The sequence below is a fragment of the uncultured Gemella sp. genome (assembly GCF_963525875.1).
In the GTDB taxonomy this organism is placed as follows: Bacteria; Bacillota; Bacilli; order Staphylococcales; family Gemellaceae; genus Gemella.
Map to the genome: position 1 here is coordinate 1 of NZ_CAURMG010000037.1, position 14,672 is coordinate 14,672.

The 14,672-nt window shown below is 29.0% G+C and carries 12 protein-coding genes; 11 read left to right on the forward strand and 1 reads right to left on the reverse strand.

Features of this window, described 5'->3' with window-relative positions:
- The 10 genes from RWQ73_RS06420 to RWQ73_RS06465 form a co-directional block, all read left to right on the forward strand.
- The coding region (locus tag RWQ73_RS06420; RefSeq protein ID WP_314407466.1) for an ATP-binding protein at window positions 1-119 on the forward strand (119 nt) is incomplete at its 5' end.
- A 227-nt stretch (window positions 120-346) separates the two neighbouring features.
- Window positions 347-2,524 carry a bifunctional (p)ppGpp synthetase/guanosine-3',5'-bis(diphosphate) 3'-pyrophosphohydrolase gene (locus tag RWQ73_RS06425; RefSeq protein ID WP_314407449.1) on the forward strand — a complete coding sequence of 726 codons (2,178 nt, stop codon included), beginning with the start codon at window positions 347-349 and terminating at the stop codon, window positions 2,522-2,524.
- Window positions 2,525-2,532: 8 nt separating this feature from the next.
- Complete coding sequence (gene dtd, locus RWQ73_RS06430; protein ID WP_314407450.1) at window positions 2,533-2,985, forward strand: D-aminoacyl-tRNA deacylase; 453 nt, start codon at window positions 2,533-2,535, stop codon at window positions 2,983-2,985.
- Window position 2,986: 1 nt separating this feature from the next.
- Complete coding sequence (locus RWQ73_RS06435; protein WP_314407451.1) at window positions 2,987-4,432, forward strand: N-acetylmuramoyl-L-alanine amidase; 1,446 nt, start codon at window positions 2,987-2,989, stop codon at window positions 4,430-4,432.
- A gap of 210 nt (window positions 4,433-4,642) precedes the next feature.
- Window positions 4,643-5,107: a MarR family transcriptional regulator gene (locus RWQ73_RS06440; RefSeq protein ID WP_314407453.1), complete on the forward strand. Its 465-nt coding sequence runs from the start codon at window positions 4,643-4,645 to the stop codon at window positions 5,105-5,107.
- Window positions 5,094-7,247, forward strand: coding sequence for an ABC transporter ATP-binding protein (locus RWQ73_RS06445; protein WP_314407454.1), 2,154 nt, complete (start codon window positions 5,094-5,096; stop codon window positions 7,245-7,247). Before RWQ73_RS06440 ends, RWQ73_RS06445 begins: the two co-directional genes overlap by 14 nt.
- A complete protein-coding gene (locus RWQ73_RS06450) occupies window positions 7,240-9,030 on the forward strand; it encodes an ABC transporter ATP-binding protein (RefSeq protein ID WP_314407455.1) in 1,791 nt (596 codons plus the stop codon). Before RWQ73_RS06445 ends, RWQ73_RS06450 begins: the two co-directional genes overlap by 8 nt.
- A 141-nt stretch (window positions 9,031-9,171) precedes the next feature.
- Window positions 9,172-9,579, forward strand: coding sequence for a MarR family transcriptional regulator (locus RWQ73_RS06455; protein ID WP_314407456.1), 408 nt, complete (start codon window positions 9,172-9,174; stop codon window positions 9,577-9,579).
- Between the two features lie 66 nt (window positions 9,580-9,645).
- A complete protein-coding gene (locus RWQ73_RS06460) occupies window positions 9,646-10,692 on the forward strand; it encodes an LLM class flavin-dependent oxidoreductase (protein ID WP_314407457.1) in 1,047 nt (348 codons plus the stop codon).
- 87 nt (window positions 10,693-10,779) lie between these two features.
- On the forward strand, window positions 10,780-11,463 hold the full coding sequence (locus RWQ73_RS06465; RefSeq protein ID WP_314407459.1) for a YjjG family noncanonical pyrimidine nucleotidase: 684 nt from the start codon (window positions 10,780-10,782) through the stop codon (window positions 11,461-11,463).
- Window positions 11,464-11,503: 40 nt separating this feature from the next.
- Here RWQ73_RS06465 and RWQ73_RS06470 read toward each other — a convergent pair whose 3' ends face one another.
- A complete protein-coding gene (locus RWQ73_RS06470) occupies window positions 11,504-12,409 on the reverse strand; it encodes a cation diffusion facilitator family transporter (protein WP_314407461.1) in 906 nt (301 codons plus the stop codon).
- 169 nt (window positions 12,410-12,578) lie between these two features.
- Between RWQ73_RS06470 and RWQ73_RS06475 the strand changes: the two genes are divergently transcribed.
- Window positions 12,579-13,226 (forward strand): GDSL-type esterase/lipase family protein, encoded by a 648-nt coding sequence (locus RWQ73_RS06475; protein WP_314407464.1) that lies wholly within the window; start codon window positions 12,579-12,581, stop codon window positions 13,224-13,226.
- The last annotated feature ends 1,446 nt before the right edge of the window (window positions 13,227-14,672 follow it).

Here is a 14,672-nt window from a genome sequence, read left to right on the forward strand (position 1 = left end):
CATTATTTAGTGATGACAAAGTAGCTTCAGCTATACTTGACAGGCTACTTCATCATGCCCATGTAGTACCTATTATAGGTAATTCTTATCGACTAAAAAATCATATTAGTTTTGAATAATTGTACATTTTTATTTTGTCACTTTTGTACATTTTTATTTTGACATTTACATCGACAAAATCGATTTCTCCGAAATCACGATTTTTGAGTCACTCCCATTGTGAAGTTTAAAATAAATGTAATTAATTTGCTTAAAACTTGATATATTATAGTTAAATTACGGGAAATTTTCTTGTTTTTGTGGTATTATAAAGGGTAGATTAAATTTAGAAAGAGGAGGAATTTCTGTGAATCTTGAATACCCATATAGTTATCAAAATGTAGAAGATATGGCGAGTAAATATTTATCAGATGAGCAAATTGAAATTATAAGAAAAGCTTACGAATTTGCCAAAGTTGCTCATGAAGGACAATTTAGAAAATCAGGGGAACCATATATATTACACCCAGTTCAAGTTGCAGGAATTTTAACTGAACTTAAATTAGATTATGCAACAATTTGTGCTGGTTTTCTGCACGATGTTGTAGAAGATACTAAGTACACATTTGATGATATAAAAGAAGCATTTGGAGAAGATATAGCGATAATAGTAGACGGTGTTACAAAATTAGAAAAAGTAAAATTCCGTTCTAAAAAACAATCACAAGCAGAAAATCATAGAAAACTTTTTGTTTCAATAGCAAAGGATTTACGAGTTATTTTTGTTAAACTTGCTGATAGGCTTCATAATATGAGAACTATGAAGTATATGAGAGAAGAGAAACAACGTGAGATTTCAAGTGAAACACTTGAAATTTATGCTCCTTTAGCACACAGATTAGGGATAAGTTCTGTTAAATGGGAATTAGAAGATACTTCACTTAGATATCTGCATCCATCTCAATATTTCTCAATTGTAGGGATGATGAAACAAAAGAGAAGTGCTAGAGAAGAGAGTATAAAAGATGCTTGTTCTAGTATTACGTCAATTTTAGCTGATAATAATATAGAAGCACAGGTAACAGGTAGACCAAAACATATTTATAGTATTTATAAAAAGATGGTTAAACAAAATAAAACGTTTGACCAAATATATGATTTACTTGCAGTACGTGTTTTAGTAGATAGTGTAGCAGATTGTTATGCTACTTTAGGTCTTGTAAATAACCTTTGGGTTCCAATTCCAGGACGAATAAAAGACTATATTGCAATGCCGAAACCTAATATGTATCAATCATTGCATACAACAGTAATTGCACCTGATGGTCAAACTTTAGAAGTTCAAATTAGAACTTATGAAATGCATGAAATTGCAGAAAAAGGGATTGCTGCTCACTGGGCATATAAAGAAGGTAAGAAAGTAAATAAAAACAATAATTTTTATGAAAAATTAAATTGGTTCCAAAAAATTGCAGAAAATGATGAAACAGAAGCAACAGCAGAAAGCTTCATGGAATCGTTGAAAGTAGATTTATTAAGTGATAAGATTTATGTATTCACTCCAAATAGTGATATTATTGAATTACCAAAAGGTTCATGTATTGTAGACTTTGCTTATGCCATTCACTCAGAAGTCGGAAATAAAATGGTTGGGGCTACTGTTAATGACAAAATAGAGCCTTTTGATTATGTACTTTCAACTGGTGAGATTTGTGATATTCGTACTAGTAAAAACTCAACAGGGCCAAAACGATCTTGGCTAGAAATAGCTACATCATCACAAACAAAATCAAAAATTAAAGCATTCTTTAAAAAGGCTGCTCGTGAAGAAAATTTAGTTAAAGGTGAAATTTTATTAAAAGATGAAATTAAAGCAAATAACTTTGATATTGATGAAGTTATGACAGAAGAGAACATCGCTGTTGCTTTAAATAAATATAAATTTGCTAATCTTGAAGAAATGTATGTTGCTATTGGATATGGTGGTATTACGGCAAATAAAGTATTTGCAAGATTAACAGAGAAAATAAGAAAAGAAAAGATGACTCAAGAGAAAATTGAGAAACTTTTCAATGCAGAAGAAAACAAAAAAATAGTAACAGAGACAGGAGTCTATGTAAAAGGAGTAGACAACATTCTTGTGAGATTATCAAAATGTTGTCAACCTATTCCAGGGGATGAGATTGTAGGGTTTATTACAAAAGGTCGTGGAGTTACAGTTCACAGAAGTAATTGTCCTAATTTAAGTGAAGAAGATAATGCAAGATTATTAGAAGTTGAGTGGGTAGAAAGTCTAAATGCGCGTAGATACAGCGTTACATTACAGTTACATGCCTTCGATAGAGACTTGCTTCTTCAAAATGTCCTTTTAACACTTAGTGAAAGCAGAGTGGAAATCAAAAAATTAAATTCTGAGTCTAAAGCTGATAAAACTTGCGTGATTACTATAGGAATTTATGTGAAAAATGTCAGTGAGTGTGACTTCATGATTAAAAAATTACGTCAAATTCCAGATGTATATAGTGTAGAAAGAATAGTTAAATAGGTGGATATATGAAAATTATATTACAAAAGGTAAAGAAAGCTAGTGTAAGTGTAGATAATAAGGTAGTGGGGAATATCGATAAAGGATACTGTCTTTTAGTTGGAGTTCATAAAGAATCAACAGAAGAAGATGCTAGATATTTAGCAAAAAAAATTGCTCAAGCTCGCTTATTCGAGGATGAAAATGATAAAATAAATCTAAGCCTTAAAGATGTTGGAGGAAGCATTTTATCGGTCTCACAATTTACATTATATGCTGATACAAAAAAAGGGAATAGACCTAGTTTTACTAGTGCAGCAGGCGCAGAAAAAGCAAACGAATTATATGAAAAATTTAATGAATATCTGAAAGAAGAGGGTGTTACAGTAGAAACTGGTATATTCCAAACTATGATGGAAGTAAATATTGTTAATGATGGACCAGTAACTATTGTTTATGAAAAATTAACAGCAGGAAATTAATATGAGAATAAAAAGAAAAAATAAAAATGGAGTATTCTTGGTCATCTCTGCATTATTGCTAATTCTAGTAATAGCTGGATTAATTAATTTTATTGGTGAAAAATTAAATCCATCAGCTAATGCTCAAAATATCATTACTATCTCTAAAGAGATAGAGTTAAGAACTGGTCCAGATGATACTTATCCAACACTGAAAAAAGTAACAGCTGGTGATAATGTAGAAATGCTGAGTAAATCAGAAACTTGGTACGAAGTAAAAACTAATGATAGCTATGTTGGTTGGATACCAGGTTGGAGTATTTTAGGAACTGGACAGAAGAGTCCTGAAGATCAAAATAAAGAAAAATTAAAATCTTATTCAATATTACTAAATCCGATTAACTCATATGAAGATAATTATGATTACAAAGGAACTTCATCGAAAACTTATAATTTAAGAGTTGCTAAGCAATTAAAAGAAATATTAGAACGAGATGGTATAAAAGTTCTTTTAACAAGAGACAATGATGATACTTATCCTTCAAAAGAAGAGATTACAAAAATTGCTGCAGAAAATTCAGTAGAAATGTTGATGGACATAGATACTTTTAATGATAATAATAAAGATATATTTGGAGTAAAAGTGTATTATGGTACTCAAGGATCATCTATTATAGCAAGAAGTATTGAAAGAAATCTTACAGAACACTATATTTCTAAGATTTCTTCATCAGAAAAACAGGTTACTTTCGCACAATTAAGTGACAAGCTTCCTCAAGTTAAACTGATTTCAGGGAATATTGGAAATAAAATAGATGTAGATTTATTAAATAATGAAATAGCAAATAAGCAGTTTATTGAAGCATTAAGAGATGGTGTTGAGGGATATTTATATTATTTAATTAATATCGATAATTATAATGCGAAAAGAAAAGAACAATTACTTAACCTACCTCAAAAAGGTCTTGCCGTTCCTATGTATTATATGAAGCAAGATGCATACAAAAATATTGCATATGGATTAGATAGTAAGCAAACAATAGAGGATAATGGAGATGCTATTATATCATTAGCAATGATTGCTAAGTATGTAGGTAAAGATGAGGCCACTGTAGAAAATCTTGCTTCATGGGCAGGGAATAAGTATTACATAAGAAATCAAGGAACACAACCTACAATTATTACTGCATTCGCAGAAAAATACAATCTTAAAGTTGAGAGAATCGAAACTGATAAGCTAGTAGAAAACTTGGAAAATGCCTTGAAAGACAATAAACCTATATTAGTAAGATTGAAATCTGGGGTATTTGGTAATAGAGTAACATACAAAGTTATTCGTGGTTATGAAGATGATAAATTCTATATCAACGATCCAAATGATGACGATGTTAAACTTACGAGTTACAATGGCTTCACAGAAAATGATATTAAAAATAACTTAGCTCAAGCATGGGTATTTAGTAAATAGAATAAAAGATAAAATGAGAAACTTAACAAAATCAACTATTTAATGGTTTTGTTAGGTTTCTTTATTTTTTATGCTTTATAATAAATCTGCGGTATTGAAAAAATTCAAATTATCTATTGACTTAAAGATTAAAATTCAATATAATAGTTAATGTAGTTAACTAATTAGTTAATGTTGTGAACTAATTCATAAAATTAAAGGAGGTAAAAAATGATCGTAGATGAAATTTCATATCATAAAGCAATGGATATGATGGAAGAATTTAGGTTGATAATGAAAAGATTTCATAAGAAAAGTGATGCTCCATATAGAAAACCTGAATTTCAAGCGATGTTATTTTTATCTTGTAAAGAAAAAATTACGATGCAGGAATTAGGTGAAGAACTACATGTGACAAAACCTAGAGTTACAGCACTTGTAAGTGAATTACTAGAAAAAGATTTTGTTGTTCAAAGTACAGATGAGAAAGATAAAAGAAAAAAATATCTTAGTTTATCTGAAAAAGGAGTCGAATGTATAGAATCACATAGAAAAGCTTATGAAGAATGGTTCCAATCTATTTGGAATAAATTTGATATAAGGGAAAAAGAAGCATTTGATATATTATTATCTCGAGTAAATGAGATTTTTAGAGAAGAATTATCTGATAAGGAGGAAAATAATGAAACTGATTAAATATTTAAAAGGTTTCTTGGTACCTATGATATTTTTAGTTGCGATACTAGGAGTTCGTGTTGTTGCAGAGCTAGCACTTCCAACATATACAAGTAATATAGTCGATAAAGGTATCCAACAAAGTGGGATCCAAGATGCTGTACCTGAGAAAATTAGTCAAAAATCATTTAGAGAATTGCAATTATTTATGACTGATGATGAAATTAAAAAAGTTTCATCTAAATATACAAAAGATGGTGATGTTTATAAACTTGATAGCGTTAATGAGCAACAACGGAGTGAATTAAATGATATATTAAAAAATACTATGACTGTAGTATCTGGGGTAAAATCTGAGAATTTAGACTTAGAAAAAGTAGGAGAAGGTGTTAAATTAGGCTTAGTAAAAAAAGAAAGTTTAATTGAACAAAAATACAAATCAATCAATGATTTAGGAAACTCAGCTGATATGATTACAAAACAAGCTGGTATTCGCTATGTAAAAGAAGAATATAGAAATAATGTAGGAATTGATACTAATGAAATAAGAAAAAATTATCTAAAAGAAGTAGGAATCATGATGGTAATCGTGACATTTATTTCAGGTATTGGTAGTATTATTTCAAACTTTATTGCTAGTAGAATTTCTTCGAAAATAGCTTATAATTTACGTGAACAACTTTATAATAAAGTTCTATCATTTTCAAAACAAGATATTGATAAATTTTCCACAGCTTCATTAATCACCAGAAGTACAAATGATATTCAACAAATTCAAAATGCTTTAAATATGATGTTATTTATCGCAATCTATGCGCCGATGATGGCAGTATACGGTGTTTATAAAGTTACACAAACTGATACTGGAATGACTTGGATAATCGCATTAGGTGTAGGTATCCTAGGTTTAACATTAGGTGTAATATCATTTTTAGTAATGCCTAAATTTAAAATAATGCAAAAACTTATAGATAAAGTAAATCTAGTAACTCGCGAAGCGCTGACTGGTATTTCTGTAATTCGTGTTTTTGGTCGTGAAAAATATGAAGAAGAAAGATTCGATAAAGAAAATACAGTTTTAAAAAATGAACAACTTTTTATCAATAGAACATTGTCAGCGCTTATGCCGATGATTATGTTAATAATGAATGGAATTGCATTATTAATAATCTGGGTTGGTGGAAAAAATATAGATGCTGGTAGTATTCAAGTTGGAGATATGATGGCATTTATTACATATACAATGCAAATAGTAATGTCATTCTTATTCTTTACATTCTTAATGATGCAATTACCACGTGCTGAAGTTGCAGCCGGTCGTATAAATGAAGTACTGGCTACCGAGGTAACTGTGGTAGATAGTGAGAATGTTGATGATAGTAAACTTCAAGATGTAGTAGGTAAGCTTAAATTTGATAATGTTAGCTTTACGTTCGATGGGGCTGATAGTCCAGTACTTAGTAACATTAGTTTTGAAGCTGAAGCAGGAAAAACTACTGCAATTATAGGAGGTACAGGTAGTGGTAAATCTACATTGCTTCACTTAATTCCAAGATATTTCGATGCTACTGAAGGTGAAATCTCAATTGATGGAGTTAATATTCGAGATATAAGTTTAAGTAAACTTAGAGATATTTTAGGATTTGTTCCTCAAAAAGGAGTTTTATTCAGTGGTAATATTGAATCAAATATTAAATTTGCAGATGAAAATATTACTGATGAACAAATGAAAAAAGCTGCTGAAATTGCTCAAGCAATAGAATTTATTAATGAAAAAGAAGATAAATTTAATAGCGAGATTTCACAAGGAGGATCTAACGTTTCTGGAGGACAAAAACAACGTCTTTCAATCGCTCGTGCCTTGGCAAAAAATCCTAAGATACTACTTTTTGATGATAGTTTTTCAGCCCTAGATTACAAAACAGATGTTAAATTAAGAAAAACTTTAAGAGAAGAAATGGCGGGAGTGACTACTATTATAGTTGCTCAGCGTATAGCAACAATTTTAAATGCTGATAAGATTATCGTAATGAATGAAGGTAAGATAGTAGGAGTTGGAAAACACCAAGAACTTCTAGAAACTTGCCCAACGTATTTAGAAATTGCAGAAAGTCAACTTAGTGAAGAAGAATTACAAAAAGGAGGTAAACATCATGGATAGAGAAACAAAAATTGAAAAAGCAAATAATTTTTCTGGAACGCTAAAAAGAATTATCAAATTGATGTTTACACAGTATAAACTCTCAAGTATATTGATAGTATTCTTTGCCTTAGTTAGTACAGTATTTGGTATAGTGGGTCCTAAGATTATGGGACAAGCAACTACAGAATTATTCGAAGGGTTAGTAGCCAAAATTAGTAATGAAGGTAGTATAAATTTTGAAAAAATAGCGGGAATTTTACTTACAGTATTAGGCTTATATATACTATCATCACTGTTTATGTTTATTCAGGGATGGTTGATGAGTAATATTTCTCAAAAAATGACATATGATATTCGTAAAGAAATTAGTAAAAAAATAAATACATTACCTGTTGGATATTTTGAACAACGTACAGTAGGTGAAACTTTATCACGTGTAACAAATGACGTGGACACATTAGGTCAATCACTTAACCAAAGTTTTACTCAGATAATTTCCAATACTGCAATGGTATTAGGGGTATTAGTAATGATGTTTACAATAAGTCCCGTAATGACACTAATAGCGTTAGCTTTAATTCCAGTTTCAGGAATATTACTAGGAGCTATAACAAAATGGAGTCAAAAATATTTTAAAAGTCAACAAGATATGCTTTCAGATGTAAATGGTCAAGTAGAAGAGAGTTTCTCAGGTCAAAATATTATTTCAGCATTTAACTACAAAGAAAAAAGTGTTAAAGAATTCAATGATAAAAATAAACAATTATATACATCATCATGGAAAGCGAACTTCTTCTCAGGATTAATGTTTCCAGTGATTAACTTTGTAGGAAACCTTGGTTATGTAGGTATTGTATTTTCAGGCGGATTATTAGTTTCTAAAGGAACTATTGGTGTAGGGGATATACAAGCGTTTATCCAATATATAAGAAACTTTACTCAACCAATAGGTCAAATAGCTCAGTCTATGTCAGAAATTCAAAAAATGGCTGCTGCTGGTGAAAGAGTATTTGAGTTCTTGGATGCTAAAGATGAAGAAGATGCAGAAGTTCTTGAAACAGTTACAAGTAAAGAGGGTAATGTGGTATTCGATAAAGTAAAATTTGGATATGTAGAAGATCAAATAATTATTAAAAACTTTACTAGTGATGTTAAAAAAGGAGAGATGGTTGCTATTGTTGGACCAACAGGTGCGGGTAAAACAACGATGATTAAACTTCTTATGAGATTCTATGATATCAATGGAGGAAGTATCTATATTGATGGAAAAGATATTTCAAAACTAGATAGATCTGAACTTCGTTCTTACTTCACAATGGTTCTACAAGACACTTGGTTATTTAAAGGAACAATAATGGAGAATCTTCGTTATGGTCGTTTAGATGCTACAGATGAAGAAGTGATAGAAGCGGCTAAAGCAGCTCATATTCACCACTTTATTAAAACATTACCAGGTGGCTACAATATGGAATTAAATGAAGATGCTTCAAATATCTCTCAAGGACAAAAACAATTATTAACAATAGCTCGTGCAATACTTGCTGATAAACCAATATTAATTCTTGATGAGGCAACTTCAAGTGTAGATACACGTACAGAAGTATTAATTCAAAAAGCAATGAATAAACTTATGGAAGGACGTACCACATTCGTTATCGCTCACCGATTATCAACAATTAGAAATGCAGATAAAATATTAGTATTAAAAGATGGAGATATTATTGAACAAGGTAACCACGATGAATTATTAGAACAAAAAGGCTTCTATTCAGAATTATATCAAAGTCAATTTGCAGAATAAAACTAAAAGACATTTAGAGATTTATCTCTAGATGTCTTTAGTTTTATTTCTTTGACAATATAGAGTGTATAAAGTATAATTATCTCATATTCGAGATAATTGTAAGATGGAAAGGTGTATAATAAAAGTAGGAGAATCTTTATGAATAATGAGTTTAAAGCTATTATTGGAATCATGAGAGCAAGTAATTTATTAGTTGGTGATTTAAAAAAAACTTTAAAAAACTATCCAGTAAATGCCACTGAATTTTCTGTTATGGAATTTTTATATAGTAAAGGTGAGAAAAGTATTCAAGAAATACGTGATAGAATATTACTTGCTAGTGGGAGTGCAACATATGTTGTTGATAACCTTGAAAAAAAGGGATATGTTAATAGAAAGATTAGCCAAAAGGATAAAAGAGTAACTTACATTAAGTTAACTAAAGTAGGTGAAGATTTAATGGATGATATTTTCCCTATCCATAAAATTAATACTAAAAAAATTTTCGATGATTTAACTGAAGAAGAATTAGATACATTGAAAGAAATATTAAAAAAAATAAATTAGAGGCTTATGCCTTTTTTAATAAATAAATATCTTGAAATTGAGATAATATAATAGGAGGATAAAAAAATGATAGAGCTAGGAATTAGCACATTTGGAGAAACAACTGAAATTGAAGGGACTGGAATTACACCAGCACACGATGAACGTATTAGAGATATGATAGAGGAGATGAAACTAGCTGATGAAGTTGGTTTAGACATTTACGCTATTGGAGAACATCATAGAGAAGATTTTGCAGTATCAGCACCTGAGATATTGCTTGCAGCTGGAGCAGCTGTTACTAAGAATATAAAATTAAGCTCTGCGGTTACAGTATTATCTTCATCGGATCCTGTTAGAGTGTATCAACAGTATGCAACGATTGATGCAATATCAAATGGGCGTAGTGAAGTAATGGTAGGACGTGGGTCATTTACTGAATCTTTTCCATTATTTGGTTATGATTTAGCAGATTATGAAGAACTATTTGATGAAAAATTAGAGATGCTTGAACTAATTAAAGCAAATGAAAAGCTTACTTGGAAAGGGAAACATACACAAACAGTAAATAATAAAGGTGTTTATCCAAGAGCGATCCAAGAAGATTTCCCTATTTGGGTAGCAACAGGTGGGAATACAGAATCTACTATTAAGATAGCACAAAAAGGATTGCCAATAGTATATGCAATAATTGGAGGACAATATAAAGCTTTCAAAGGTTTAATTGATTATTATAGAGCTATAGGACGTAATGCAGGGTATAGTGAAGATAAATTGAAAGTCGCATCTCATTCATGGGGATTTGTTGCTGATACAGATGAAGAAGCAATTAAAAAATATTTCCATCCTACAAAACAAGTAGTAGATGCAATCTCAAAAGATAGACCATTTTGGAGACCACTTACTTTTGAACAATATCTAAATAGTGTTGGACCGGATGGATCAATGTTAGTAGGTAGTCCAGAAACAGTTGCCAATAAGCTTATAGACATGATCGAAACTCTTGGTTTAGATAGATTTATGTTACATTTACCACTTGGTTCAATGCCACATGAAGATATAATGAAAGCTATAAGGTTATTTGGCCTAGAAGTAGCCCCACGAGTTCGAGAATATTTTCAAGATAAAAAATAAAATTTAAACATCAAATAAATCTATTTTTTCTAAAAAAAGTAATCTCTATGTTATAATGAATAGATAATAAACATATGGAGTGAAACGATGATATTAGATAAGTATAAATATTTATTATTTGATTTAGATGATACCTTATTAGATTTTGGAAAGGCTCAAGTGTTAGCTTTTAAAAAATTATTAGAAGATGAGAATATTGAATATAATGACGAGATATTCGAAAAATATGAAACTATAAACAAATCTTTATGGAGAAGTTTCGAACGTGGAGAAATATCGAATAAAGAAGTTACAAGTGAAAGATTTATAAGATTTTTTGCATTGTTTGATAGGAAAGTCGATGGTTGTGAAGTAGATAATAGATATAGAGTTTATCTTGCCGAGGGAAATCAACTTTTTGAGGGGATAATTGAAATGTTAGATAAACTAACAACAACCCACAAATTATATGTGGCTTCTAATGGTATTGGTGTCACTCAGCATACAAGATTAAAAAATAATAATCTTAATAAATATTTTGAGAAGATTTTTATTTCCGAGGAAATAGGAGGTAAGAAGCCAGATAGAGAGTTTTTTGATATTATTTTCAAAGAAATCGGTGTTGAAAATAAGTCTGAAGTTTTAATGATAGGTGATACTCTAACTTCAGATATATTAGGTGCTAATAATGTAGGGATTGATAGTTGCTTAGTAGATATTCATAAAATTTCTAATCAAGAAATTGTACCTACGTATAAAATTGAGAAAACGATAGATTTATTGGAAATATAAAAATGTCTAATTTGATATATTATCAAATTAGACATTATTTTTATAGACTATGATCGTTGTATTTAATATTCTCTAATGCGATGAAGCAGTGTTCAATATCATATTCTTCTTTAAGAAATATTTTCACATTTTCTACTATTTTGTAATCTTTAGCAGTATTATACTCATTTAAAAGAATATGCATTGCAGCGTTAATTTCATTTGTATCAGTATGCCAGATATGGAATTCATGAATATCTGTGATTCCCTCTATTTCTTTAATTTTATTGTAAATTTCTTCAGTATCTAGAGTTGTGGCTTCCATTAAAATAACAAATGATGATTTAGTAATTTTATAACCACCTTTGAAAAGAATTATACTTATGATAATGCTCATAATAACATCAACGATTTGATAGTTTGTAAAGTAAATAATAGTTGATGAAATTATGATTCCGATTGAACTTATTAAATCTCCAAGGAAATGCCATAGGGCACTTTGAATATTAAGATTGTCTTCTTCTTTTAAACTTTTTGTTAAAATGATAGTAACAACAATATTAAAAATTAATCCGATAGTTGATATTATAAGCATTGATTTGAAATCAATATCTTTAGGATTGAAGAATCTCATGAATCCTTCAAATATTAAATAAATCGAAATACCAACTAGCATAAGGCCATTGATAAAGGCTGCTAGTACTTCTAATCTGACAAAACCAAAAGTATATTTTTTATTTGGTTTTTTTGAACTGAATAGTAAAGCAATTAGACTGAACCCTAATGCAATAACATCAGAGAACATATGGAAAGAATCTCCTAAAAGTGCTAATGAATTTGATAAAAGCCCTCCAATATATTCTAATAATGCAAAACTTATTGTTAAAATTAATGTTGTATAAAGTACTTTCTTTGAATATGATTGAATCTTGTAATGTTTTTTATGATGAAAATTTGTTTGTATCATTTTATTCTCCTTTTTTAGAATAATGATATTATAAATCATTTTAGTTAACATTACAAAAATACTGCATTGATAACAATTATTAGTACTTTTATCATTAGGTTCTATTGCTTTTTTTATATTAGTTTGATAAAATTAAGAAGAATTTAAAAGGATAAAGGTGGAGAAAATTATGCGTATTTTATGTGTTGGGGATAGTAATACTTGGGGATATGTTCCAGGAGAAGATGGTGTTAGAACAGATAAACGTTGGCCTAAATTATTAGCAGAGTTACGTACTAATGATACAATTATTGAGGAAGCTCTTTGCGGAAGAACTGTAACTGCAAAAGATACAATAGTTCCTGTAAGATGTGGTATAGATACCCTGCCAATTTTAATGTTGAGTCATGTACCTGTTGATTTAGTAATAATAATGTTAGGGACAAATGATCTGAAAAAACAATTTAATCCAAGTGCCAAGCATATTGCTAGAGGAATTGAAGAATATATTAAATATATAAGAAATCCACATTTGATCGCAGGATATAAAATTCCGAAGATTCTTGTTGTATCTCCAGTTCCTTTACGTGATGAAATAGTGGAAAGACAGAGTCTATTTGGAGAATTTGATGAGAATAGTTTAAAACAATCGAAATTTTTAGCTCAAACATTTAAAGAAGTTAGTGATAAATATGAAGTCGACTTTTTAAATGCTGGGCGTGTGGCAGAAACTTCATTAATTGACTGCATTCACTTAGATGATAAAAACCATGAAAAATTAGCGAAGTATATTGCTAGCAAAGTTGCGGAAGTATTAGATTACGAAGAAGCAAGATAAAATAACGATAGTAAGCTCATAATATAGAGAGCTTACTATCGTTTTAATTTTTGATATTGCTTGAAACTTTTTGTATTTATAAGAAAGCATATTCCACATAGTAGAATATATTTGAAGTCAAATCCTGAAATAACAAATAGATTCGTAAATATTAAATTCAATATAACAAAATAAATACCAACTATATAAGTATTACCGGATTGTTTAGTTAAAGATCTATCGATTGTTTTAAAAATTTTATAATAGATAATTAGTAAAATGATAAAAATAATACTAATTAACCAATATCTATTAGTAGGAATGTTAAGTTTAAAATCACTTAATGCCAAAGAAAAAGCAATAAAGTTAGTCATAATAAATAAATGGCTAGTTAAATGATTAAAATCAATATCTCTTACATGAATACTTCTAGATATGAAACTAGGGAATAGTTGACTTACAGTAAAGGTAAGAAGTATAAACCAGTAACTATAATCTATAAATATTAAACCTAATAATAAAGAAAGTGTACGACCCGTGTGAATATAACAAAAGGGTTCTGTTAGTTTTTTTATCATAAGATTCTTTTTATCAGTTAGAACGTACTCAGTTATGTGTTGAATACTCAAGATTACTGCTAATAGGACTAGTGTGGCTAGTATTCTTTTGATATCTAATGGATTTTTTATAAGTAAATTTAGAATAATAATTATTTGTAATGTTAAAAAGAAATAATTTAGAAAACTACCTTTTCCATATCTGTTTAAATGAACCACTTCTAATAACCAACTATTAAAGAAAATAATAAATAAAAGGATAAAATTAAAAAAGTTATATAGTGATTTCTCGAAAAATAGATACTTTAATGAGAATGTACATATTAATAAAGATAATAAAACTGTATAAAAAATAACTAGTATGTTTTCTTTTTTTAAAATATAGTTTATCACATTATTTCCTCCGTATTATTATTTTTTAACTTAGTTCGGTTTTTAAAAAAATATTGAAGTTATCCGTAGTAAGATACTAGGGGGATAACTCCAACCTTCTAAATAAAAAGATAGAAGTTACAATGATATTTTATCAAAAAAATATTTTAATATCAATTAAATGAAGGTAGATAGTATAGCTTGAATGGAAGTGACTGAAAAAATGCGATTTTAGAGAACTTAATTTTCTCCAATAACTTTAATAAGGTTAATTAAATATATAAATAGCTTTTATAAAATGAATTTAAATATTAATAAATCACTGTGTTTATGAGTTTTCATATAAATTTTAAAAAATCTAGAATTTTTTTGTTAGTTTCTTTTATTAGAGTTGAAAAATTAATAAAATTCTTCGTAAGATTTAACAAAATCATTGAAAATATGTTATAATAAAGAGTATCTGATTAAAAATACTAGATTATGCTAGAAAGGAATTTAACATGACAGAAGAAATTAAAGTAGATGTGCAAGATTTAAA